Below are 22,805 nucleotides of genomic sequence, written 5' to 3'. Positions count from 1 at the left end.
TCATGGCACTCGGGACCGACTGGGTCGTCGCCTGGATCACGGAGGCGGCGCGCGTCGTCGCCGACCAGCGCGGTGAGCTCATCACCCTCGACCGCGAGATCGGTGACGGCGACCACGGCGAGAACCTCGACCGCGGCTTCGGCGCCGTCACGGAGAAGCTGGCGGCCCTCGCGCCCGACGCCTCGCCCGCCGACGCGCTGAAGACGGTCGCCACCACGCTGATCTCCACCGTCGGAGGCGCCTCCGGCCCGCTGCTCGGGACGGCGTACCTCAAGGCATCCGCGGCCGTCGCCGGCCGGTCGGACCTCGACGCGTCCGCGATCGCGGACCTGCTCGAGGCGGCGGTGGGCGGCATCGTCCTCCGCGGCAAGGCCGAGCGGGGCGAAAAGACGATGGTGGACGCGTGGGGTCCCGCCGCCGAGGCCGCGCGCGCCGCCGCCGATGCGGGATCCTCCCCGGCCGACGCCCTCGACGCCGCCGCCGACGCCGCCGCGCGCGGTGCGGAGGGGACGGAACCGCTCGTGGCGCGCAAGGGGCGCGCGTCCTACCTGGGCGACCGCGCCATCGGCCACCGCGATCCGGGTGCGCAGTCGTCCGCGCTCATCCTGCGCGCGGCGGCCGTCACCGCCCGCGCCGCGCAGGGGGCGGGGTCGTGAGCGTCGGCATCGTCCTCGTCTCGCACAGCGCCCTCATCGCGCACGGGCTCGTCGACCTCGCCCGGCAGATGGCGCCGACCGTCGCGATCGTGCCCGCGGGCGGATCCGGCGACGGCACGCGCGACGACGCCGGCATCGGCACGAGCTTCGACGTGGTCTCCGCGGCGCTCGCCGAGGCGGAGGGCGGCGACGGCGTCGTCGTGCTCGCCGACCTCGGATCCGCCTACCTCACGGCCGAGACCGCGGTCGACCTCCTCGACGAGGACGCCGCCCGCCGTGTGGTCGTGGTGCGGTCTCCGCTCGTCGAGGGAGCCGTCGCCGCCGCGGTGGCCGCCGAGACGGGCGGCTCCCTCGAGGACGTGGCCGCGGCCGCCGCCTCGGCCGCCGGCGCGGACGCTGCCGAGGACTCCGACGCGGGCCTCGCGCCGGATCCGCGGGCCGACGGCACCGAGCCCGCGCCGGCCGGCGCATCGGGGACCGTCCGCGGGGAGGCGACCCTGGTCAACCGCGACGGCCTGCACGCCCGGCCGGCCGCCGACTTCGTCACGCGGGCGTCCGCCTACTCCGCGGCCGTCACCGTCAACGGCCAGAACGCCGCGTCGCTGCTCGGCGTCATGGCCCTCGGCCTGACCCGCGGCGCGCACGTCGTCATCGAGGCGACGGGCGAGGACGCGGAGGAGGCCGTGACCGCGTTGGTCGAGCTCATCGAGTCGGGGTTCGGGGAGGCCTGACGGCCGGTCTCGGGCGGCCAGGCCGCGCGGGCGGCCAGGCCGCGCGGGCGTCAGAAGGCGTCGAGGTAGACCCAGGATCCCGCGTGCCGGACGAAGCGGCTCGCCTCGCGCTGGCTGCCACGCTCCCCGTCGTGCCGGAACGACGCCTCGAAGTCGACGACGCCCGTGGCGTCGTCGGGACCGCCGAGCGACGTGCGGTGGATGGTGAGCCGGAACCAGCGGACGGACGGGTCGAGGTCGATCTCCTCGGGGCGCGAGGACGCGTGCCAGCTGCGGGCGAGGTACGCCGCATCGCCGCGCGCGTAGGCGGCGAAGCGGGAGCGCATCAGCCGCTCGGCGGTCGGCGCGGCCGTGTCGCCCCGGTGCAGCGGGCCGCAGCACGCGCCGTACGCGTCCCCGCTCGTACACGGGCACCAGGCGTCGTCGTCCGGCGTCGACCACGGGGCATCGGGGGAGAGGCGCGTCATCCTCCGAGCCTCCCACGCCGGCGACCCGGAGCAGGATGAGGGAGCGGCCGCCCCCACGGACCCGCTCGATCCACGACATGAGGAGCGCACCATGACCCCCGCCACCGACCTGCTCGTGGACGCCTACGGGCGCATCGCCGAGACCGTGCGCCATGCCGTCGACGGCCTCGACGCCGACGAACTCGCGTTCCGTCCGGATCCCGAGGCCAACTCCATCGGCTGGCTCGTCTGGCACCTCGCCCGCGTGCAGGACGCCCAGGTCGCCGACGTCGCCGGCCGGGACGAGACCTGGTCGACCGGAGGATGGGCGGAGCGCTTCGCCCTCCCGTTCGAGGAGTCGGCGACCGGGTTCGGCCAGTCGCCCGACGACGTCGCGGCACTGGATGGCGTCACCGCGGAGCTCCTCGTCGGCTACCTCGACGCCGTGCACTCCGCCACCCGCGTCTACCTCGCGGGTCTCGACGACGCAGACCTCGCCCGCGTTGTGGACGAGGACTGGACCCCGCCCGTCACGCTCGGCGCCCGCCTCGTCAGCGTGCTCTCCGACGACCTGCAGCATGCGGGGCAGGCTGCCTACCTCGCGGGATTCGTCGCCCGTCGCCGCTGACCGCGCAGCCGCACCGGCGCGGGCGCCGGGCCGTGGGAGACGCGCTCAGGCGGGCAGCTCGGACTCGATGAGCGACACGATCTCCGGCGCGTCCGGCTCGACCGTGGGGCGGAAGCGGTGCACGGCTCCCGTCGGCGTGACGACGAACTTCTCGAAGTTCCACTTCACGCGGCCGGCCTTCCCGTCCGCGTCGGGCGTCTTCGTCAGCTCCGCGTAGACGGGGTGGGCGGACCGGCCGTTGACCTTGACCTTCTCCATCATCGGGAAGGTGACGCCCCACGTGGTGGAGCAGTACTCGTCGATGGCCTCCGCGGATCCGAGCTCCTGGAGGAACTGGTTGCTCGGGAAGCCGATGACGGTGAAGCCCCGCTCGCCGTAGGTGCGCTGCAGCTGCTCCAGCTTCTCGTACTGCGGCGCGAGGCCGCAGCGCGAGGCGACGTTGACGACGAGCACGACCTTGTCGGCGTACGCGCCGAAGGTGGTGGCCTCGCCCTGGAGGGTGGTCAGCGGGATCGGGTCGAGCCGGGGATGCGTCATGGCCCGAACGTAGCCCCGTCCCCTGACAGCGGCTCCCGGCTCCCGGCACGACGAGAGGCCGGCCGCCTCTCGGCGACCGGCCTCCCGGATGCGGATCGGATCCGCCGTGCGTGGTGCTAGTTCGCGAACTCCGTGACGGTCGCGTCGGACGCGACCTTCGTCGCGCCCACGTCGACCCCGTGGTAGGTCAGCAGCGTGTCGACGGTGTCCTGGATCTCCGCGTCGCGCTCCTCGCCGGTCCAGCCGAGCGCGTCCTGCAGCACGTCCGCGATCTCCGCGAGCATCTCGTGGGTCACGCCGCCGACGAACGCGAGGTTCGTGCGACGCAGCACGACGTCGGCGAGGTGCACCGCGTCCTCGTGCGTGGCGAAGTACGCGATCTCGGCGCGCGTGAGCTGCGGGTCGGTCGCGAGCGGCGTGGACGGCTGTCCGGACAGGACGTCGATGACGCTCGTGGCGCGGGTGCCGTAGCGGTTGAGCAGGCGGTCGACCTGCTTGGTGCCGATGCCCTCGGCGCGAGCGGCCTGCGTGGCGATCCAGCGGGCGCGCGCGGTGCTGGAGGACGGGAAGTCCTTGCCGCCGCCGATGGGCATGCCCGTCGTGTCGACCGAGCGCTCCACGCCGAGGCGCGTGGTTGCCTCGGTGGAGAGGTGCGCGGACAGCGCGCGGAACGTCGTCCACTTGCCGCCGACCAGGCTCAGCACCTTGCTGCCCGCGAGGCCCGCGATCTCCGTCTCGACGATGCGGTAGTCGCGCGACACGAAGCCGGGCGCCGTGTCCTCGTGGCGCGGCAGCGGGCGGATGCCCGAGTAGCGGTACACGATGTGGTCGCGGTTCAGCTCGATCTGCGGGAAGACGTGCTTGACGAGGTCGAAGAAGTAGTCGACCTCCTCCTCGGTGCAGACGGCCGGCTCGCTCGGGTCGGCGTCGATGTCCGTGGTGCCGATGAGCACGCGGCCCTTGAGCGGGTAGATGAGGACGATGCGGCCGTCGTTGTTCTCGAAGAAGATCTCGCGGCCCTTGGTGGCCTCGAGCAGCTCGGCGTTGTCGACGACGATGTGCGAGCCCTTGGTGCCGCCCATGAACTTCGTCTCGCCGCCCATGGCCTCGTTGGTGAGGTCGGTCCAGGGACCGGATGCGTTCACGACGACGTCCGCCTTCACCACGAACTCGGCGCCGGAGATCACGTCCCGCAGCGTCACTCCGCCGTCCGCGACGCCCACGGCCTCGAGGTAGTTGGCGCTGCGCGCGTGGTCGCCCGCGGCCAGGCCGTCCTTCAGCACGTCGAGCGCGAGGCGCTCGGGCTCGTGCACGGAGGCGTCGTAGTAGGTGCCGGTGAACTTGACGTCCTTGTTGAGGGCCGGCATGTCCTCGCGGGCCGCCTTGCCGATGCGGAAGCGGTGGCGCGGCACCGAGCCGCCGTCGCGCGAGAAGGAGTCGTAGAGCGTCATGCCGACGCTGATGAGGAGGGCGCCGCGCTCCTTGGTGGAGCGCTGCTTGTGCGTCAGCATGCGCAGCGGCGCGTTGAGGATGCCGGAGAACGTGGAGAAGATCGGCATCGTCGTCTGCAGCGGCTTCACGTAGTGGGGCGCGATGCGGATGAGGCCATTGCGCTCCTCGACGGACTCGCGGACGAGGCGGAACTCGCCGTTCTCGAGGTAGCGGATCCCGCCGTGGATCATGTGCGAGCTCGCGGCTGAGGCACCCGAGCCGTAGTCGGCGCGCTCGACGAGGACGACGTCGACGCCCTGCAGCGCGAGGTCGCGGAACGTCGCGATGCCGTTGATGCCGCCGCCGATGACGAGCACCTGGGCGCTCGGGCGGTCGTGGATGCGGGCGACGTTGTCCCGCAGGTCGGTCTTCTTCGACTGGGTCACGAGGGGCTTCTCTCTGTTGAGACGTGCGTGGTGCGCGTGCTGTCCGTCCATCCTCCGCCTGCGAACGGATTCGACCTAGCCTGTGCACGGATGTGCAAGGCTCGCGTCATGGTCGACGGCATCGCGCACGAGCGCACCCAGGACGCCCTGCGCGCGGCGCACCTCTACTACATGCAGGACCTGACGATGGAGGCGATCGCGCGCGAGCTCGGCACGAGCCGCTCGTCGGTCTCGCGGCTCCTCTCCTTCGCCCGGGAGACGGGGCTCGTGGACATCCAGATCCGCTCGCCGCTCGACCTGGCGACGGTGCTGGGGGAGCAGCTGCACGAGCGCTACGGCGTGGTCGCGCACGTCGTGCCCGTGCCGGACCAGACGAGCGACGTCGACCGCGTCGACCGGGTCGCCCTCTCGGCTGCACGGATGCTCACCCAGTACGTCGACTCGAACATGGTCGTCGGAGTCGCGTGGGGCTCGACCGTGAGCGCGGTGAGCCGGTACCTCGTGCCGAAGCCGACGCACAACACCCTCGTGGTGCAGCTCAACGGGGCCGGCAACGTCCGCACCACCGGGATCATGTACGCGAGCGAGATCCTGCGCCGGTTCGGCCAGGCGTACGGCGCGACCGTGCAGCAGTTCCCGGTGCCGGCGTTCTTCGACGACCCGGCCACGAAGCTGGCGCTCTGGCGCGAGCGGAGCACCAAGCGCGTGCTCGAGCTGCAGGAGCGGATGGACATGGTGCTGTTCGGCGTCGGATCCCCGGTCGCGCTCGTCCCGAGCCACGTCTACTCGGGCGGCTACCTCGAGCGGTCCGACCAGCGCGCGCTCGACGCCGACGGGGTCGTGGGCGACGTCTCGACCGTCTTCTTCCGGGAGGACGGGTCGTCGGCCGACATCGCCATCAACGCGCGGGCGAGCGGACCGGACCTGGCCACGATCCGCAAGGCGCCGCGACGCGTGTGCGTGGTCGCGGGGGCGTCCAAGGCGCGCAGCGTGCGGGGCGCGCTGGCCGCCGGGCTCGTGACGGACATCGTGCTCGACGAGGGGACGGCGCGTGCGTTGCTGACGTGATGCGGCGGGATCCGCCAGGTGGACTGCTTCGGTGGGCGATACCGGACTCGAACCGATGACCTCTTCCGTGTGAAGGAAGCGCGCTACCAACTGCGCCAATCGCCCGTGCTCGCACCGCGGACGGTGCGGGTCAATGATGCCATACCGCGGGGGCGGTCGCTGTCACGGGTATGCCGCGGCGCCCGCCTGGCGGACCTCCATCACGACACGCCCGGGTCGTCGTCGTGTCCGAGTCCACCGGATCCGCGTGAACACGCGGAGAACGGTCGATGAGCGCCATGCCGGCAGTGCTCGGGCGGGCGTCGTTTTGCACCCGCGCCAGGAGATCGGCTAGAGTCATCGAGCACGCAGGGTCGCCGGGAAGCCGGCGGCGAGCGAGTGAAATGCGGATGTGGCGCAGTGGTAGCGCATCACCTTGCCAAGGTGAGGGTCGCGAGTTCGAATCTCGTCATCCGCTCGAACAGGGGCCCTGAGAGGGGTCCCTTTCACAAGGTGGGAACCACCGGTGTGGAAGCACCCATGGTGGGGTGGCCGAGAGGCGAGGCAGCGGCCTGCAAAGCCGTCCACGCGGGTTCAAATCCCGTCCCCACCTCCAGCAAGTGCATGAGCGATTGGCGCAGCGGTAGCGCGCTTCCCTGACACGGAAGAGGTCGCTGGTTCGATCCCAGTATCGCTCACCACCAGAAGGCCCCGGGAGACCGGGGCCTTCTGCTTTTCCCGGGCCCCCGCGCTCGCCGCGCTCCTCCCGTCGATGGGGCCCCGTCGCGCGCCGGTAGTCTGGATCGGTTCCCTCCCCGTCCCGCAAGGAGCCCGCAGTGGTAGACGTCGCCCAGCCCGAGATCCACGACGAGGCCGCGCCCGCGGAGACGACCGGGCAGCCGGTCGAGGTGACGGAGGCGGGCACGGGGTTCACGCTGTTCACCGACCGCGCCGTCGTCGCCATGCGCGTCGACGGGGAGCTGAAGGACCTCGCGGCCGATGTCGCCCCCGGCGACGTCGTCGAGCCCGTGCGGATCGACTCGCCCGACGGGCTCTCGATCCTGCGCCACTCGGCGGCGCACGTCATGGCGCAGGCCGTGCAGCAGATCAACCCGGAGGCGAAGCTCGGCATCGGCCCGCCCGTCACCGACGGCTTCTACTTCGACTTCGACGTCGCCGAGCCCTTCACGCCCGAGGACCTCAAGGCCATCTCCAAGAACATGGAGCGCATCGTCCGGCAGGGCCAGCGCTTCACGCGCCGCGTCGTCATCGAGGAGGAGGCCCGCGAGCTCATGGCCGACGAGCCGTACAAGCTCGAGCTCATCGGCCTCAAGGGCGGATCCAGCGAGGAGCTCGGCGAGGACGGCGAGTCCGTCGAGGTCGGCGGCGCGGAGCTCACGGTCTACGAGAACGTCGACGGCAAGACGGGCGAGGTCTTCTGGCGCGACCTCTGCCGCGGCCCGCACCTGCCGAGCACGCGCATGGTCGGCAACGGCTGGGCGCTGTCGCGCGTCGCCGCGGCCTACTGGCGCGGATCCGAGAAGAACCCGCAGCTGCAGCGCATCTACGGCACGGCGTGGCCCACCAAGGACGAGCTGCGCGCGTACCAGGGCCGCATCGAGGAGGCGCTCAAGCGCGACCATCGCCGCCTCGGCGCCGAGCTCGACCTCTTCTCCTTCCCCGACGAGATCGGATCCGGGCTCGCGGTCTTCCACCCCAAGGGCGGCATCATCCGGCGCGAGATGGAGGACTACTCGCGTCGTCGGCACGAGACGGCCGGCTACGAGTTCGTCTACTCGCCGCACATCACGAAGTCGAACCTGTTCGAGACGAGCGGCCACCTCGACTTCTACAAGGACGGCATGTTCCCCGCCATGCACCTCGACGAGGCGCGGAACGACGAGGGCGAGATCACGCGCCAGGGCGCGGACTACTACCTGAAGCCCATGAACTGCCCCATGCACGTGCTCATCTACCGGTCGCGCCAGCGCTCGTACCGCGAGCTGCCGCTACGTCTGTTCGAGTTCGGCACGGTCTACCGCAACGAGAAGTCCGGCGTGATCCACGGGCTCACCCGCGTGCGCGGCATGACGCAGGACGACGCCCACATCTTCACGACCCGCGAGCGCATGGCCGACGAGCTGAAGGGCACGCTCGAGTTCGTGCTGTCGCTGCTGCGCGACTACGGCCTCGACGACTTCTACCTCGAGCTGTCCACCAAGGACCCGGAGAAGTTCGTCGGATCCGACGAGGTGTGGGAGGAGGCGACCGAGACGCTCCGCCAGGTCGCGGTCGACACGGGCCTCGAGCTCGTGCCGGATCCCGCGGGCGCCGCCTTCTACGGCCCCAAGATCTCCGTTCAGGCGCGCGACGCCATCGGGCGCACGTGGCAGATGTCCACCATCCAGCTCGACTTCAACCTGCCCGAGCGCTTCGGTCTGGAGTACACGGCGAACGACGGCACGCGGAAGCAGCCGGTGATGATCCACCGCGCGCTGTTCGGGTCCATCGAGCGCTTCTTCGGCGTGCTCACCGAGCACTACGCGGGCGCGTTCCCGGTGTGGCTGTCGCCCGTCCAGGTGGTCGGCATCCCCGTGGCGGAGGACTACGAGGAGTACCTCGGCGGCGTGCTCGACCGGCTCCGGGCCGAGGGCGTCCGCGTCCAGCTCGACACCTCGGACGACCGCATGCCCAAGAAGATCCGCACGCACACGAAGGCGCGCGTGCCGTACCAGCTCATCGCAGGCGAGGACGACCGGGCGGCAGGATCCGTGAGCTTCCGCTTCCGCGACGGCACGCAGGTCAACGGCGTGCCCGTCGCCGAGGCCGTCGAGCGGATCACGGGCGCCATCGCCCGGCGCGAGCAGGTGGTGACCGCGTGGCCCGTCTGACGATGTCGGACCACGAGCCCGCGGGCGACGACGAGCGGGGAGAGGTGCGCGTCGACGACCCCGGCCACCTCGCGGGCGTCCCGGACGAGTTCCAGCGCCTGTGGACCCCGCACCGCATGGTCTACATCCAGAAGGGCCAGCAGCCGGACCGCGACGAGTGTCCGTTCTGCATCGCGCCGTCGATGTCGGACGAGGACGCGCTCATCGTCGCGCGGGGCGAGCACGCTTACGTCCTGCTCAATCTCTTCCCCTACAACAGCGGCCACCTGCTCGTCTGCCCGTATCGTCACATCGCGACCTACGACCTCGCGAGCCCCGAAGAGGTCGCCGAGATCGGCTCCCTCACGCAGACCGCCATGCGGGTCGTGCGCGAGGTGTCGCGTAACGACGGCTACAACATCGGCATGAACCAGGGCCAGGTCGCGGGTGCCGGCATCGCCGAGCACCTGCACCAGCACATCGTGCCGAGGTGGGGGCAGGACGCGAACTTCCTGCCGATCATCGCGAAGACCAAGGCGCTGCCGCAGCTGCTGGGCGACGTGCGCGCATCCATCGCCGCAGCCTGGCCCGCTCCCGCGGGCGAATAGGATAGGGACCACAATGACTGACACCAACACCACCGGACAGGTCGGCTCGAGCCGCGTCAAGCGCGGACTCGCGGAGATGCTCAAGGGCGGCGTCATCATGGACGTCGTCAACGCCGAGCAGGCGCGCATCGCGGAGGACGCGGGAGCGGTCGCCGTCATGGCGCTCGAGCGCGTGCCGGCCGACATCCGCTCGCAGGGCGGCGTCGCCCGCATGAGCGACCCCGACCTCATCGACCAGATCAAGGCCGAGGTGTCCATCCCCGTCATGGCGAAGGCCCGCATCGGCCACTTCGTCGAGGCGCAGGTCCTGCAGTCCCTCGAGGTCGACTACATCGACGAGTCCGAGGTGCTGAGCCCGGCCGACTACGTGAACCACATCGACAAGTGGGGCTTCACCGTCCCCTTCGTCTGCGGCGCCACCACGCTCGGCGAGGCGCTCCGCCGCATCACCGAGGGCGCGGCCATGATCCGCTCGAAGGGCGAGGCCGGCACGGGCGACGTCTCCGAGGCCACCAAGCACATCCGCACCATCAAGTCCGAGATCCGCACGCTCAGCGCCCTCACGCACGACGAGATCTACGTCGCCGCGAAGGAGCTGCAGGCGCCGTACGACCTCGTGCTCGAGGTGGCGAGGACGGGCCAGCTGCCGGTCGTCCTGTTCACCGCGGGCGGTGTGGCCACCCCGGCCGACGCCGCGATGATGATGCAGCTCGGCGCCGACGGCGTGTTCGTCGGATCCGGCATCTTCAAGTCGGGCAACCCGGTCGCGCGGGCCAAGGCCGTCGTCACCGCGACCGCGCTGTTCAACGACCCCGACGCCATCGCCGAGGCATCGCGCGGACTGGGCGAGGCGATGGTCGGGATCAACGTGGCCGACGTCCCCGCCCCGCACCGCCTCGCCGAGCGTGGCTGGTAGCACCGCGGAGCAGCACGGAGACGGTCCGCTCGTCGGCGTCCTCGCGCTGCAGGGGGACGTCCGCGAGCACGTGCGCGTGCTCCAGGGCTTCGGCGCCCGGACGCGGTTGGTGCGTCAGCCGAAGGACCTCCCCGGCATCTCCGGGCTCGTGATCCCCGGCGGCGAGTCCACGGTGATGGACAAGCTGTCGCGCCAGTTCGGGATCGCCGGGCCGCTGCGCTCTGCCATCGACGACGGCCTGCCCGTCTACGGGACGTGCGCCGGGCTCATCATGCTGGCCGACGAGATCGTCGACGCGATCCACGACCAGCGCAGCATCGGCGGCCTCGACGTCTCGGTGCGGCGGAACGCGTTCGGATCCCAGACGGCGTCCTTCGAGGTCGACCTCGACGTGCCCGCGCTGGGGGACCCGCCCGTCCACGCCGTCTTCATCCGCGCACCCGTGGTCGCGTCGGTCGGGCCGGCAGCGTCGGCGCTCGCCTCGCTCGACGACGGCCGCGTCGTGGCCGTGCGGCAGGGCGCCCTCCTGGGCACCTCGTTCCACCCGGAGGTCACGGGAGACCTCCGGTTCCACCGCCTCTTCCTCGACACGGTCGAGGACGCCGGCCGCACCCGCTGAGCACCCGCGTCCCTCGACGGGATGCGCTGATGGTCCATCATTGACAGCGAGCAGACGCCGCGTAAGGAGAACCACCCGTGTCCGGACATTCCAAGTGGGCGACCACGAAGCACAAGAAGGCGATCATCGACTCGCGTCGCGCCAAGTCGTTCGCGAAGCTGATCAAGAACATCGAGGTCGCGGCCAAGATCGGCGGCGCCGACATGTCCGGCAACCCGACGCTCGTCGACGCGGTGCAGAAGGCCAAGAAGACCAGCGTCCCGAACGACAACATCGACCGTGCGGTGAAGCGCGGCGCCGGCCTGCTCGGTGAGGTCGTCGACTACCAGACGATCATGTACGAGGGCTACGCCGCCAACGGCGTCGCGATGCTCGTCGAGTGCCTCACCGACAACAAGAACCGCGCGGCCGCCGAGGTCCGCACGGCCATGAGCCGCAACGGCGGCACGATGGCCGATCCGGGCAGCGTGGCCTACAACTTCCACCGCAAGGGCGTCATCGCGGTGCCGCACGACGAGGCGCCGACCGAGGACGACGTGCTCGCGGCGGTCCTCGACGCGGGCGCCGAGGACGTGACCGACCACGGCGAGGTCTTCGAGATCCGCTGCGAGCCGTCCGACATGGTCGCCGTGCGCCAGGCGCTGCAGGAGGCGGGGATCGACTACGACTCCGCCGACGTGGAGTTCGTGCCGCAGGTCAAGGTCGAGGTCGACCTCGAGACCGCGCGCAAGGTGAACAAGCTCGTCGACGCCATGGAGGACCTGGACGACGTCCAGAACATCTACGTGAACAGCGACGTGCCCGCCGACGTGCAGGCGGCGCTGGACGACGACGACGAGGAGTAGGCCCTCATCGCCGGGGTGCGGGGGAGCGGCGCGGGTGGCAGCGGCCCGTCCGTGCGGATCCTCGGGATCGACCCCGGACTGACGCGCTGCGGCGTCGGCGTGGTCGACGTCTACGCCGACCGCTCGGCCCGGCTCGTGGACGTGCAGGTCGTCCGCACGAGCCCCACGGCCGAGCTGCACCACCGGCTGCTCGTGGTCGGCGACGGCATCGAGGAGCTGGTGGAACGGCACCGCCCGTCCGTCGTCGCCATCGAGCGCGTCTTCGCGCAGGACAACCTCTCGACGGTGATGGGAGTGGCGCAGATCACGGGCGTGGCCCTCGTCGGCGCGGCGCGGCGCGGTCTCGACGTCGCCCTCCACACGCCGAGCGAGGTCAAGGCCGCCGTCACCGGGTACGGCCAGGCCGACAAGAAGCAGGTGGCGACGATGGTCGCGCGGATCCTCGGCCTCGACGAGCTGCCGACGCCCGCCGACGCGTCCGACGCGCTCGCCCTCGCGATCTGCGCCGGCTGGCGCGCGGGCATGTCCCGCGCGGGCATCGCGGGGACCCCGACGCCGACAGCGCGCGCGACCGGCGCCGACGCGGCGTCGGGCGCAGGACCGACCGCGGCGCAGGCCGCGTGGCTCGCGGCCGAGCGTGCGCAGCGGGGTCGGCGCTAGCTCGTAGGGTTGGGGCGTGATCTCCTCCCTCCGTGGCACCGTGCTGTCCGTCTCCGGTCAGACCCTCCTGCTGGAGGTGCACGGGGTGGGCTACGGCGTCTCGGTGACGCCGCGGCACGCGCTCGAGCTGCGGAACGGATCCGAGGCCACCGTGCTCACGTCGCTGGTCGTCCGCGAGGACTCGCTCACGCTCTTCGGCTTCCCCGGGCCGGACGAGCTGCGGGCATTCGAGCTGCTCTGCGGCGTCACGGGCGTCGGCCCGAAGTCGGCCCTCGCGGTGCTCGAGCACCTGGATCCGGAGGCCATGGCCCAGGCCGTCGCCGCGGAGGACGACGCCGCCTTCCGCCGCGTGTCGGGCATCGGACCGAAGACCGCCAAGCTCATCGTGCTGCAGCTCGCGGGGAAGCTGTTCGTCACCCAGCCACGAGCGCGTTCGGCGACGTCCGCCGCGTCCACCGTCACGGCCGACGTCGTCACGGCCCTCATCGGCCTCGGCTGGTCCGAGCGCGTGGCTCGCACCGCGGTCGACGACGCCGCGGCCGCGGCGGCCGATCAGGGGCTGCCCGCCGACATGCCCCGCCTGCTGCGCGTCGCGCTCGGCATGCTCGGGCCGCAGCAGCCCGCGGGCGCGGCCCCGACCGGTCAGGCGGCCGACCGATGAGCGGGCTCGAGCACGGCGACGCGTCCAGCCCCGTCCCGGAGTCCGACGCCGAGCTCGCCTTCGAGGGCGCGCTCCGCCCCCGATCGCTCTCCGAGTTCGTCGGCCAGGTCAAGGTGCGCGGCCAATTGGAGCTGCTGCTCACGGCCGCGGCCATGCAGAACCGCTCGCCCGACCACATCCTGCTCGCCGGCCCGCCCGGGCTCGGCAAGACGACGCTCGCCATGATCGTGGCGGAGGAGAGCCGCCGCCCCCTGCGGCTCACGAGCGGCCCCGCCATCCAGCACGCGGGCGATCTCGCGGCCGTGCTGTCCGCGCTGGTGCCGGGCGAGATCCTGTTCGTCGACGAGATCCACCGCATGGCGCGCTCGGCCGAGGAGATGCTGTACCTCGCGATGGAGGACTACCGCATCGACATCATGGTGGGCAAGGGCGCGGGGGCGACCTCCATCCCGCTGGAGCTGTCGCCGTTCACCCTGGTGGGCGCGACGACGCGCTCGGGCATGCTGCCGAGCCCGCTCCGCGACCGCTTCGGCTTCACCGCGCACCTGGAGTTCTACGAGACGCACGAGCTCGAGCAGGTGATCGAGCGCGCCGCCCGCATGCTGCACCTGGAGATCGAGCACGAGGCGGTCGCGGAGATCGCCGGTCGGTGCCGGGGGACCCCGCGCATCGCGAACCGCCTGCTCCGGCGGGTGCGCGACTACGCCCTCGTGCACGGCACGGAGGCAGGTCTCGAGTCCGTCCGCGCGGCGCTCGACCTCTACGACGTGGATCCGCTCGGCCTCGACCGCTTGGACCGCGCCGTCATGCGCGGCATCCTCACGCGCTTCGGCGGCGGGCCCGTCGGGCTCAACACGCTCGCCGTGTCGGTGGGGGAGGAGGCGGAGACGATCGAGTCGGTCGTCGAGCCGTTCCTCGTCCGCATCGGCCTGGTGACGCGGACGCCGCGCGGGCGCGTCGCGACGCCGGCCGCATGGGAGCACTTCGGGCTCGAGGCCCCCGCGGCGCCGGGCGCTCCCGCCCGCGCGTCGGGTCCGGCAGGTGCCGCCGGGGCCCTCTTCGGCGATGAACTATGATTCAAGCTGGCCTCCCGCGGAACGTCGCCGGTTCGTCGTGTCCGTCACCTCCCAGCATCTGAAAGGCCCGTCCCGCATGGACCCGTTCACCTTGATCATGTTCGCCGTCCTGGCGCTGCTCATCTTCTTCATGTTCCGCAACAGCCGGAAGCGCCAGAAGGACCTCGCGTCGCTGCAGACGCAGATGGTCCCCGGTGCCGAGGTCATGACCGCGTCCGGCATCTACGGCACGCTCGTCTCCTTCGACGAGGAGAACAACCTCGCCTACCTCGAGGTCTCGCCCGGCACAGTGCTGAAGCTGCACCGCCAGACCATCGCCCGCGTGGTCGAGCCGACCGTCGCCGACGACGCCTCCGTCCTCGTCGACGACGCTCCCGCAGCGGACGCGGTCGACGAGACCGGCACGACGGACGCCACGCGCCGCCTCGACGACGGCGACGCCCCCACCGCGCGCTCCTGATCCCCCGGGCGGGCGGCCACCGGTCGCCCGCCCTCCGGGCGTCTCCTCGCCCGGACCCGCTCACCCCTCCATCCGGAGCGCCGCGCGGATCCCGCCGGCCCACCGCGAAGAAAGTCGAGTGTCCAGGTGGCCAAGTCGCCCACACCGGTACGCAAGGCCAGGCGCAAGCTCATCTGGCTGCTGGTCATCATCGGCCTCCTGGCCGGCGGCAACGCCGCGAGCGTCGCGTTCAGCAACGGCTCGTGGAGCCCCAAGCTCGCGCTCGACCTCGAGGGCGGCACGCAGATCATCCTCGCGCCGCAGCTCGACGGAGCCTCCTCCGGGCCCACGAGCGAGCAGCTCGCGCAGGCCGTCTCTATCATCCGCCAGCGCGTCGACGCGAGCGGCGTCTCCGAGGCGGAGATCACCACGCAGGGCGGCAGCAACATCGTCGTCAGCCTGCCCGGTGAGCCCGACGCGGCGACCATGCAGCGCCTGCAGTCGTCGGCGAAGCTCGAGCTCCGCCCCGTGCTCATCGGCGCGGCCGGCACGGCCTCTGTCGCCGCGACGCCCACGCCCACGCCCACTGATGGGTCGGCTCCCGCGGATGGCTCCACTCCCGCAGCCGAGACCCCGGCCGCGGAGGCCACCCCGGATCCCTCCACCCTCTCCGACGAGCCGACCGCGGAGCCCACGGGCCCGAGCGACGTCTCGTGGGTCACCCCCCGCCTCCAGGCCGAGTTCGCCGCGTACGACTGCGCGACCGCCCCCGAGAACGACGGGCAGGCCGCCCCCGCCGACCGCGCGATCATCGCCTGCTCCGACGACGGCGCCGCGAAGTACGTCCTCGGCCCGGTCGAGGTCGACGGCAGCACGATCTCCGACGCGACGAGCGGCCTCCAGCAGTCGAGCCAGGGCGTCAGCACCGGCACGTGGTCGGTCAACCTGGTCTTCGACGGCGACGGCACGAAGCAGTTCGGAGACATGTCGACCCGCCTGATCACGCTCGAGTCCCCACGCAACCAGTTCGCGTTCGTGCTCGACAACGAGGTCATCTCCGCCCCGGTCACGCAGGGCGTCGTCACCAACGGCAAGCCCTCCATCACGGGCAACTTCACGCAGGAGAGCGCCAAGGCGCTGGCCGACCAGCTCAAGTTCGGCGCCCTGCCGCTCAGCTTCACGCTGCAGAGCTCGGACGTCATCTCGGCGACGCTCGGATCCTCGCAGCTCACCAGCGGCCTGATCGCGGGGCTCATCGGCCTCGTGCTCGTGGTGCTCTACTCGCTCGTGCAGTACCGGGCGCTCGGCATGGTCACGATCGCGTCGCTCGTGATCGCCGCGGTGATCACCTACCTCCTCATCACGCTGCTCAGCTGGCGGGAGGGGTATCGGCTGTCGCTCGCCGGGGTGGCGGGGCTCATCGTGGCCATCGGCATCACGGCGGACTCGTTCATCGTCTACTTCGAGCGCATCAAGGACGAGCTGCGCGACGGCCGCGGCCTGGTCTCGTCCGTCGAGCAGGGGTGGAAGCGCGCGCTGCGCACGATCATCGCGTCCGACACGGTCAACTTCCTGGCGGCGGCGGTGCTGTTCATCCTCGCCGTGGGCAACGTCAAGGGCTTCGCGCTGACGCTCGGGCTCACGACGATCATCGACCTCATCGTCGTCTCGCTCTTCACGCACCCGATCCTGCAGCTGCTCGCGAACCGGCGCTTCTTCGCCGAGGGCCACCGCATGAGCGGGCTCGACCCGCGGGCGCTCGGCGCGGTGTACCGGGGGCGCGCCACGTTCCGCACCCCCACCGCCACGGCGGGGCGCGGTGCCGCGGCGGCCAAGGAGGCGGCGCGCCGGCAGACCATCGCCGAGCGCAAGGCCGCCCAGGGCCAGGCGACCGGATCCACGAAGACCGCGACCATCGACCCACCGCGGGCCGACGACACGAGCAGGGACGACTGATGGCTGGCTTCTCCGAATTCGGCAACGACCTCTACACGGGCAAGCGCTCGTTCGACATCGTCGGCCGCCGCCGTCTCTGGTACTCCATCGCGGCGATCTGCATCCTCATCTCCGTCCTGGGGCCGCTCGTCCGCGGCGGCTTCACGTTCGGCATCGAGTTCACGGGCGGATCCGAGTACACGGTGAGCGGGGTGCAGTCGCAGTCGCAGGACATCGCGAGCGACGCCGTCGCCACCGTGACCCCGGTGCCCGCTCGCGTGTCGTCGGTCGGGTCCGACGGCGTCCGCGTCCAGACCGACCAGCTGCAGCCCGCGGACAGCTCCGCCGTGCGGCAGGCGCTCGCGACGGCGTACGGCGTCGAGACGTCCAGCGTCACCGAGTCCTTCATCGGGCCGTCCTGGGGACAGGACATCACCCGCCAGGCGCTCTGGGGCCTCGTGGTCTTCCTCGCGCTGGCCGCGGTCGTCATGTCGGTCTACTTCCGCACGTGGAAGATGTCCGTCGCGGCGATCATCGCCCTCCTGCACGACCTCGTCCTCACCGCAGGCATCTACGGCATCACGGGCTTCGAGGTCACGCCGGCGGCCGTGATCGGCTTCCTCACGATCCTCGGGTACTCGCTCTACGACACCGTCGTGGTGTTCGACAAGATCCGCGAGAACACCGCGGAGGACGGGCAGGAGTCGCGTCGCACGTTCGCGCAGTCGGTGAACCTCGCGGTCAACCAGACCCTCGTGCGGTCCATCAACACGTCGATCGTCGCCATCCTCCCCGTGGGGTCGATCCTCTTCATCGGCGCCGTCGTGCTCGGCGCCGGCACCCTGCGCGACATCGCGCTGTCGCTGTTCATCGGCATCATCGTCGGCACCTACTCGACGATCTTCATCGCGGCTCCGCTCTACGCCCACCTCCGTGAGGGCGAGCCGAAGGTGAAGCGCGGCGACGCCCTCGCGAGATCGGCCGCGAGCCGCTCCCAGGCCGAGCGCGCGGCCGTGACGGTGGAATCGTGACGAGCGCGCAGGGCGCAGGTGTACCCGAGGACCTCGACGCCGCCACCGCCAAGGCCCGCACCACCACGGGCGAGTCCTGGCTCCTCGACGTGCGCGAGCCCGACGAGTGGGAGGCCGGCCACTCCGCCGTCGCCCACCACATCCCGATGGGCGAGCTCCAGGCGCGCGTCGACGAGATCCCGACCGACCAGCACATCGCGGTGGTCTGCCGCTCCGGTCACCGGTCGGCCATCGCGACCCAGGCCCTGCTGCGCGGCGGATTCGCGGCCTCCAACATCACGGGCGGCATGCACGCGTGGTCCGAGATGGGCGGCGACGTCGTCACCGAGGACGGGCAGCCCGGCCGCGTCGCCTGAGCCGGACGGCCGCCCCGCGCGTCGTCGGGTGACGTGCTCCGGGAGGCCCTGTGCCCATCGCCGGACGCCCGCCCGTGGTCGGGAGGTCCCGGGCGCGGTGATAATTTGGTCTCCAGCACACGCCTGGGAGGCTGAACGATGACGGAGACGACCTCGAGCACGGCTTCCCTCCGGCGCCTGGTGCCCCGCCTCTTCTCCCGGGCGCAGCCCGCCGGTGCCGTCGAGCAGCTGATCCGCACCGCGCGCCTGCACCACCCCAAGGCCGACATGAGCCTGATCGAGCGGGCCTACGCCGTCGCCGAGCGGGCGCACGAGGGCCAGAAGCGCAAGAGCGGTGAGCCGTACATCACCCACCCGGTCGCGGTCGCCCAGATCCTCGCCGACCTCGGCATCGGCCCCAAGACGCTCGCGGCCGCCCTCCTGCACGACACGGTCGAGGACACCGAGTACACGCTCGACATGCTGCGCCACGACTTCGGCGACGAGATCGCGATGCTGGTCGACGGCGTGACCAAGCTCGACAAGCTCAAGTACGGCGACAGCGCCCAGGCCGAGACGGTGCGCAAGATGGTCGTCGCGATGTCCAAGGACATCCGGGTCCTCGTGGTCAAGCTGGCCGATCGCCTCCACAACGCGCGCACGTGGGGGTTCGTCGAATCCGCGTCCGCCGAGCGGAAGGCCAAGGAGACCCTCGAGATCTACGCGCCGCTCGCGCACCGCCTCGGCATCTCGACCATCAAGTGGGAGCTCGAGGACCTCTCGTTCGCGGTGCTCTACCCGAAGATCTACGTCGAGATCGAGAACCTCGTCAAGCAGCGCACGCCGCAGCGCGAGGAGTTCGTCCAGCAGGTGATCGACAGCGTCAACGACGACCTGCGAGCCGCCAAGATCCGCGGCAAGGTGGCCGGCCGGCCGAAGCAGTACTACTCGATCTACCAGAAGATGGTCGTCCGCGGCCGCGAGTTCGACGAGATCTACGACCTCGTCGGGATCCGCGTGCTGGTCGACTCGCTGCGCGACTGCTATGCCGTGCTCGGTGCGATCCACGCCCGCTGGACGCCCGTGCCCGGCCGGTTCAAGGACTACATCGCCACGCCCAAGTTCAACCTCTACCAGTCGCTGCACACGACGGTCATAGGTCCCAAGGGCCGCCCGGTCGAGATCCAGATCCGCACGCACGAGATGCACCAGCGCGCCGAGTTCGGCGTCGCCGCGCACTGGAAGTACAAGGAGCGCATGAACGGCGGGCGCACCCCCGAGGTCTCGCCGCAGGGGGACACCGACCTCGCCTGGCTCGCGCACATCTCCGACTGGCAGTCGGAGACCGCGGATCCCGGGGAGTTCCTCGACTCGCTGCGCTTCGAGATCGGCGCGAAGGAGGTCTACGTCTTCACCCCGCACGGCAAGGTGATCGGCCTGCCCGCCGGCGGGACGCCCGTGGACTTCGCCTACGCCGTGCACACGGACGTCGGCCACCGCACGATGGGCGCCAAGGTGAACGGACGGCTCGTGCCTCTCGAGAACCCGCTCACCACGGGCGACGTGGTGGAGGTGTTCACGTCGAAGAACCCCGACAGCGGACCGAGCAAGGACTGGCTCGCGTTCGTGAAGAGCGCTCGCGCGCGCAACAAGATCAAGCAGTGGTTCACCAAGGAGCGCCGCGAGGAGGCGATCGAGCAGGGCAAGGACGCCATCGCCCGCGCCATGCGCAAGCAGAACCTCCCGCTGCAGAAGCTCATGAACCAGGACGCGTTCTCGGACGTGGCGCAGAGCATGAAGTACGACGACGTCGCGGCGCTCTACGCCGCCGTCGGCGAAGGGCACGTCTCGACCCAGTCGGTGATCGAGAAGGTGCTGTCGTCGATCCAGGGTGACAGCGGCGGCGAGGCCGAGGAGGTCTTCGCCGTCACGCAGCGCTCGCGGGTCTCGCGCAACAGCGACTCCGGCGTGCTCGTGCGCGGGGCGCCGGACATCCTCGTGAAGCTCGCCAAGTGCTGCACGCCGGTGCCGGGCGACGAGATCATCGGGTTCGTGACGCGCGGCGCGGGGGTCTCCGTCCACCAGGCCAACTGCCACAACGTCGACTCCCTGCGCGCCGAGCCCGATCGCATGATCGAGGTGGAGTGGGCGCCGTCGTCCAAGAGCCTGTTCCTGGTGCACATCCAGGTCGAGGCCCTCGACCGTTCCGGCCTCCTCAGCGACGTGACGCGTGTGCTCTCGGAGCACCACGTGAACATCCTCTCCGCGTCCGTCTCGACGTCGTCGAACCGGCTCGCGATCAGCCGCTTCGTGTTCGAGATGGGCGACGTGACGCACCTGGACCGCGTGCTCAACGCGGTGCGCCGCATCGACGCCGTGTACGACGTGTACCGGGTCAACGGAGGCTGACGGGATCCGCCGCCGGTCCGTCGTCCGTGCGATCCGATGACGGGGTGCGGCGGGCGAGGGTCTCGAGCCGGGCTAGCGCTCGGCGCTTGTCGGGCAACGCACCCGAGGCGGCGAGGTGCTGCCGCGCGGCCGCGTCCGTGACCCCGGGCAGCGCGAGAAGACCGAGGCACGCGGCCTCGTGGGCCGGCGTGAAGTCGGCGACCGTGCGCGCGATGTCGCACAGCGTCCGCAGCGGAGTGGTGACGCGGAGACCGACCAGCACGACCGTGTCGCGCTCGTCGAGCACGACCTCGCGGATGCGCACGTTCCGGAGTGCAGGCGGATGGCAGCGCGCGACGCTGTCGACGCAGTACTCGTGCGTCCGGGGTGGGGTGCGGACGGCGCCGTGCACCCAGGCGGCCGTCGACCGCTCGGCGATGAGCCGCGAGGGGACCTGCGCGGCGAGGGCCGCGGCGCGGAGCCAGGGCGAGGCGAGCTCGTCGACGGGGGAGTAGCAGGCGTCGACCTCGTACACCTCGCCGTCGAGGCGGGCGGAGCAGAGCTCGGCGAGGGGGAGGTCGAGGACGGACAGGACGGGGGCGAGTCGAGGTGACATGGGCGCACCATGCCATCGGGCACGGGGCCACGGGTGACGGCCCGGGATCCTGTGGAGGATCCCGGGCCGTCGTGGGTGGTGCGGAGGGGCGGGCTACGAGCCGAGCGCGTCCAGCCAGACACGGCGGGCGGCGAGGGCCTCCTCGGCGTCCTTGATGCGTCGGGCGTCGCCGTCGGCCTTGGCCGCGTCGAGCTCGCGCTGCAGCTTGTCGATCGCGGCGCCGAGCTGCGAGGCGAGCCCCTCGGAGCGCGCCTTCGTCTCCGGGTTGTTCTTGCGCCAGAACTCCTCGTCCAGCGTGCGGACGTGGGTCTCGACCTTGCGCAGTCGGTCCTCGACGGTCTTGACGCTGTCGCGCGGGACGCGACCGATCGCGTCCCAGCGCAGCTGGACCGCGGTGAGCTTGTCGCGCGCCGCGGTGCGCTCCGTGATCTGGAGGATCGGCTCGGCCTCGTCGAGGAGGGCGAGCTTGGCCTGGAGGTTGGCCTGCTGCTCCTCGTCGTCCGCGGCGTCGACCTCGGCCTTGGCGCCGTAGAGCACGTCGCCCGCCGCCTTGAACTGCGCCCAGAGCGCGTCGTCGTAGCGCTTGCCCGCGCGCCCGGCGAGCTTCCACTCGTCGAGGAGGCGGCGGTACGCGGGGATGCCGCCGACGCCCTGCGGCTCGAGCGCGCGCGCCTGCTCGACGATGGCCTGCTTCTTCGAGCGGGCGTCCTTGTGCGCGTTGTCGAGCTCGGCGAAGAACGCCTTGCGCTCGGTGTCGATGGTGGAGCGCGCCGTGCGGAAGCGCTTCCAGAGCTCGTTGGCCTCGTTCTTCGGGAGGCGGGGACCCGTCTGCTGGTGCTGCTGCCAGCGGCCGAACAGGGCGTCGACCTCGGCGGTCAGCTGCTTCCACTGGACCTTCGAGAAGTCCTGGGTCGCGAGTCGCTCGGTCTCCTCGACGATGGCGGTGCGCTCGGCGATGGCGCCCTGCACCACCTGGCGCTGCTCCTCGCCCTGCTTCTCGGTCAGCTCGCCGACGGTGGCGGCCAGGACGTCGAGACGCGCGCGGAGCGCGGCGAGGTCGCCGACGGCGTTGGCGCCGGTGACGGCCTCGATGAGGTGGGCGACGGCCTTGGAGACGTCGGCCGCGGGTGCGCCGCGCTTGGCGCGCTGCTCCAGGAGCGTGACCTGTCCCGCGAGGTCGGTGAACTTGCGCTGGAAGTAGGCCAGCGCCTCCTCGGGGGTCCCGTCGGGGTACTGGCCGACGGCGCGTTCGCCCTCGCCCTCGCGCAGGAAGACGGTGCCCGTCTCGTCGACGCGGCCCCAGGGGGTCTGATCGTTGTCAGCCACGGATGCTCACCTTGTTCGTAGGACCGGCCGGACCGGTGCGGAGACGTGCACGCCAGCCTAGAGCACGCCTCGCGGGCGGGATCGTCTCGCGACGGGCGCTGGCTGACCTCTCGATCATGCCCCAGGGTGGGGCGGCCCGGTGCGGGTCGCCGAGGATCCGACCCGCCTCGCAGGGGCCCGTGAGGACCGGGCGGGACCGACCCTCCCGTCGCGCGCGCCGCCGCGGGGAGTCGTCCGGGCGGATCAGGGGGTCGGCGTGGCGTCCGGTGTCGCGGGGACGGTCGCGGGGGACGACGGCGAGGACGAGGGAGCGGGCGCCGGCGCGGGGGCACCTGGCCCGGACTCGTACGCGAGCTGCGCGCCGATCGCGAGCGCGGCGACGAGGACCACCGCCACGACCGCGCCCAGGTCGTCGCGACGGCGGCGTCGGACGGCGCGCGCGTGGAGCTCCTGGCGGGCCGCGTAGCGGCGGAGTCGGGCCTGCGCCTCGCGGGCTGCGCGGTCGTTCTTGGGGGCCACGGCGTCCTCCGGTCGGTCCCGCCCGAGGCGGCGGTACGG

At 71.6% G+C, this 22,805-nt stretch carries 23 protein-coding genes and 4 tRNA genes; 20 read left to right on the top strand and 7 right to left on the bottom strand.

The genetic code is table 11. The features are described 5' to 3' along the window. The first annotated feature begins 2 nt into the window (after positions 1-2). Both dhaL and dhaM read left to right on the top strand, forming a co-directional pair. A complete protein-coding gene (dhaL, locus tag K0V08_RS04945; protein WP_079533405.1) occupies positions 3-656 on the top strand; it encodes a dihydroxyacetone kinase subunit DhaL in 654 nt (217 codons plus the stop codon). Beyond that, entirely contained in the window at positions 653-1,387 is a 735-nt protein-coding gene (gene dhaM / locus K0V08_RS04940) for a dihydroxyacetone kinase phosphoryl donor subunit DhaM (RefSeq protein WP_079533403.1), read from the top strand. Before dhaL ends, dhaM begins: the two co-directional genes overlap by 4 nt. Positions 1,388-1,437: 50 nt before the next feature. Here dhaM and K0V08_RS04935 read toward each other — a convergent pair whose 3' ends face one another. Next, positions 1,438-1,854, bottom strand: a complete 417-nt coding sequence (locus tag K0V08_RS04935; protein ID WP_079533401.1) for a YchJ family protein — start codon at positions 1,852-1,854, stop codon at positions 1,438-1,440. 91 nt (positions 1,855-1,945) lie between these two features. Between K0V08_RS04935 and K0V08_RS04930 the strand changes: the two genes are divergently transcribed. Beyond that, a complete protein-coding gene (locus tag K0V08_RS04930; protein ID WP_079533399.1) occupies positions 1,946-2,461 on the top strand; it encodes a mycothiol transferase in 516 nt (171 codons plus the stop codon). 45 nt (positions 2,462-2,506) lie between these two features. Here K0V08_RS04930 and K0V08_RS04925 read toward each other — a convergent pair whose 3' ends face one another. Continuing rightward, complete coding sequence (locus tag K0V08_RS04925) at positions 2,507-2,998, bottom strand: glutathione peroxidase (RefSeq protein ID WP_012038511.1); 492 nt, start codon at positions 2,996-2,998, stop codon at positions 2,507-2,509. 116 nt (positions 2,999-3,114) lie between these two features. Further along, positions 3,115-4,875: a glycerol-3-phosphate dehydrogenase/oxidase gene (locus K0V08_RS04920; RefSeq protein ID WP_079533397.1), complete on the bottom strand. Its 1,761-nt coding sequence runs from the start codon at positions 4,873-4,875 to the stop codon at positions 3,115-3,117. Positions 4,876-4,983: 108 nt separating this feature from the next. Here K0V08_RS04920 and K0V08_RS04915 point away from each other — a divergent pair, with 108 nt between their 5' ends. Beyond that, positions 4,984-5,943: a sugar-binding transcriptional regulator gene (locus tag K0V08_RS04915; RefSeq protein WP_079533395.1), complete on the top strand. Its 960-nt coding sequence runs from the start codon at positions 4,984-4,986 to the stop codon at positions 5,941-5,943. A gap of 32 nt (positions 5,944-5,975) precedes the next feature. Here K0V08_RS04915 and K0V08_RS04910 read toward each other — a convergent pair. After that, positions 5,976-6,048 (bottom strand) — tRNA-Val (locus K0V08_RS04910). Between the two features lie 280 nt (positions 6,049-6,328). Here K0V08_RS04910 and K0V08_RS04905 point away from each other — a divergent pair. From K0V08_RS04905 to K0V08_RS04830, 16 genes are all read left to right on the top strand, one after another. Then, a tRNA-Gly gene (locus K0V08_RS04905) sits at positions 6,329-6,400 on the top strand. Positions 6,401-6,464: 64 nt separating this feature from the next. Continuing rightward, positions 6,465-6,538: transfer RNA gene (locus tag K0V08_RS04900), tRNA-Cys, on the top strand. A 10-nt stretch (positions 6,539-6,548) separates the two neighbouring features. Further along, positions 6,549-6,623, top strand: a tRNA-Val gene (locus K0V08_RS04895). A 135-nt stretch (positions 6,624-6,758) separates the two neighbouring features. Next, a complete protein-coding gene (gene thrS, locus K0V08_RS04890; RefSeq protein WP_079533393.1) occupies positions 6,759-8,813 on the top strand; it encodes a threonine--tRNA ligase in 2,055 nt (684 codons plus the stop codon). Positions 8,814-8,815: 2 nt separating this feature from the next. Then, positions 8,816-9,400: an HIT family protein gene (locus tag K0V08_RS04885; protein ID WP_086503698.1), complete on the top strand. Its 585-nt coding sequence runs from the start codon at positions 8,816-8,818 to the stop codon at positions 9,398-9,400. 13 nt (positions 9,401-9,413) lie between these two features. Further along, positions 9,414-10,316: a pyridoxal 5'-phosphate synthase lyase subunit PdxS gene (gene pdxS / locus K0V08_RS04880; protein ID WP_012038506.1), complete on the top strand. Its 903-nt coding sequence runs from the start codon at positions 9,414-9,416 to the stop codon at positions 10,314-10,316. Further along, the gene (pdxT, locus tag K0V08_RS04875) at positions 10,306-10,935 is read left to right on the top strand and encodes a pyridoxal 5'-phosphate synthase glutaminase subunit PdxT (RefSeq protein ID WP_079533389.1); all 630 of its coding nucleotides are present in this window, start codon (positions 10,306-10,308) and stop codon (positions 10,933-10,935) included. Before pdxS ends, pdxT begins: the two co-directional genes overlap by 11 nt. A 77-nt stretch (positions 10,936-11,012) precedes the next feature. After that, on the top strand, positions 11,013-11,780 hold the full coding sequence (locus K0V08_RS04870; RefSeq protein ID WP_079533387.1) for a YebC/PmpR family DNA-binding transcriptional regulator: 768 nt from the start codon (positions 11,013-11,015) through the stop codon (positions 11,778-11,780). 51 nt (positions 11,781-11,831) lie between these two features. After that, positions 11,832-12,440, top strand: coding sequence for a crossover junction endodeoxyribonuclease RuvC (gene ruvC, locus K0V08_RS04865; RefSeq protein WP_079533775.1), 609 nt, complete (start codon positions 11,832-11,834; stop codon positions 12,438-12,440). Positions 12,441-12,456: 16 nt separating this feature from the next. Further along, positions 12,457-13,101, top strand: a complete 645-nt coding sequence (gene ruvA / locus K0V08_RS04860; protein WP_012038502.1) for a Holliday junction branch migration protein RuvA — start codon at positions 12,457-12,459, stop codon at positions 13,099-13,101. Further along, on the top strand, positions 13,098-14,177 hold the full coding sequence (ruvB, locus tag K0V08_RS04855) for a Holliday junction branch migration DNA helicase RuvB (protein WP_079533385.1): 1,080 nt from the start codon (positions 13,098-13,100) through the stop codon (positions 14,175-14,177). Before ruvA ends, ruvB begins: the two co-directional genes overlap by 4 nt. A 76-nt stretch (positions 14,178-14,253) precedes the next feature. Then, a complete protein-coding gene (yajC, locus tag K0V08_RS04850; protein ID WP_012038500.1) occupies positions 14,254-14,637 on the top strand; it encodes a preprotein translocase subunit YajC in 384 nt (127 codons plus the stop codon). Positions 14,638-14,763: 126 nt separating this feature from the next. Further along, complete coding sequence (gene secD / locus K0V08_RS04845; RefSeq protein WP_012038499.1) at positions 14,764-16,572, top strand: protein translocase subunit SecD; 1,809 nt, start codon at positions 14,764-14,766, stop codon at positions 16,570-16,572. Beyond that, positions 16,572-17,582: a protein translocase subunit SecF gene (gene secF / locus K0V08_RS04840; protein WP_079533383.1), complete on the top strand. Its 1,011-nt coding sequence runs from the start codon at positions 16,572-16,574 to the stop codon at positions 17,580-17,582. Before secD ends, secF begins: the two co-directional genes overlap by 1 nt. After that, the gene (locus K0V08_RS04835) at positions 17,579-17,938 is read left to right on the top strand and encodes a rhodanese-like domain-containing protein (RefSeq protein WP_012038497.1); all 360 of its coding nucleotides are present in this window, start codon (positions 17,579-17,581) and stop codon (positions 17,936-17,938) included. Before secF ends, K0V08_RS04835 begins: the two co-directional genes overlap by 4 nt. Positions 17,939-18,076: 138 nt before the next feature. Further along, positions 18,077-20,326 (top strand): RelA/SpoT family protein, encoded by a 2,250-nt coding sequence (locus K0V08_RS04830; RefSeq protein ID WP_012038496.1) that lies wholly within the window; start codon positions 18,077-18,079, stop codon positions 20,324-20,326. Here K0V08_RS04830 and K0V08_RS04825 read toward each other — a convergent pair. The 3 genes from K0V08_RS04825 to K0V08_RS04815 all read right to left on the bottom strand — a co-directional run bounded on the left by K0V08_RS04825 (position 20,313) and on the right by K0V08_RS04815 (position 22,766). Then, on the bottom strand, positions 20,313-20,921 hold the full coding sequence (locus K0V08_RS04825; RefSeq protein WP_079533381.1) for a type IV toxin-antitoxin system AbiEi family antitoxin: 609 nt from the start codon (positions 20,919-20,921) through the stop codon (positions 20,313-20,315). The genes K0V08_RS04830 and K0V08_RS04825 overlap by 14 nt on opposite strands. A 93-nt stretch (positions 20,922-21,014) precedes the next feature. After that, complete coding sequence (locus K0V08_RS04820; RefSeq protein WP_079533378.1) at positions 21,015-22,247, bottom strand: DUF349 domain-containing protein; 1,233 nt, start codon at positions 22,245-22,247, stop codon at positions 21,015-21,017. Between the two features lie 243 nt (positions 22,248-22,490). Beyond that, positions 22,491-22,766, bottom strand: coding sequence for a hypothetical protein (locus K0V08_RS04815; RefSeq protein WP_043560818.1), 276 nt, complete (start codon positions 22,764-22,766; stop codon positions 22,491-22,493). Positions 22,767-22,805 lie beyond the last annotated feature (39 nt).

Origin of the sequence: Clavibacter michiganensis, assembly GCF_021216655.1 — a bacterium.
Classification (GTDB): domain Bacteria; phylum Actinomycetota; class Actinomycetes; order Actinomycetales; family Microbacteriaceae; genus Clavibacter; species Clavibacter michiganensis.
The sequence above is the reverse complement of the archived record's forward strand: the minus strand, read 5'-3'. Positions and strand labels throughout refer to the sequence as shown.

Coding starts and splice junctions, on each gene's coding strand:
- K0V08_RS04825 (WP_079533381.1), bottom strand. CDS start 20,921: ATGTCACCTCGACTCGCCCCCGTCCTGTCCGTCCTCGACCTCCCCCTC.
- K0V08_RS04930 (WP_079533399.1), top strand. CDS start 1,946: ATGACCCCCGCCACCGACCTGCTCGTGGACGCCTACGGGCGCATCGCC.
- K0V08_RS04925 (WP_012038511.1), bottom strand. CDS start 2,998: ATGACGCATCCCCGGCTCGACCCGATCCCGCTGACCACCCTCCAGGGC.
- pdxS (WP_012038506.1), top strand. CDS start 9,414: ATGACTGACACCAACACCACCGGACAGGTCGGCTCGAGCCGCGTCAAG.
- K0V08_RS04915 (WP_079533395.1), top strand. CDS start 4,984: ATGGTCGACGGCATCGCGCACGAGCGCACCCAGGACGCCCTGCGCGCG.
- dhaL (WP_079533405.1), top strand. CDS start 3: ATGGCACTCGGGACCGACTGGGTCGTCGCCTGGATCACGGAGGCGGCG.
- yajC (WP_012038500.1), top strand. CDS start 14,254: ATGGACCCGTTCACCTTGATCATGTTCGCCGTCCTGGCGCTGCTCATC.
- secF (WP_079533383.1), top strand. CDS start 16,572: ATGGCTGGCTTCTCCGAATTCGGCAACGACCTCTACACGGGCAAGCGC.
- ruvB (WP_079533385.1), top strand. CDS start 13,098: ATGAGCGGGCTCGAGCACGGCGACGCGTCCAGCCCCGTCCCGGAGTCC.
- K0V08_RS04885 (WP_086503698.1), top strand. CDS start 8,816: ATGTCGGACCACGAGCCCGCGGGCGACGACGAGCGGGGAGAGGTGCGC.
- K0V08_RS04830 (WP_012038496.1), top strand. CDS start 18,077: ATGACGGAGACGACCTCGAGCACGGCTTCCCTCCGGCGCCTGGTGCCC.
- K0V08_RS04935 (WP_079533401.1), bottom strand. CDS start 1,854: ATGACGCGCCTCTCCCCCGATGCCCCGTGGTCGACGCCGGACGACGAC.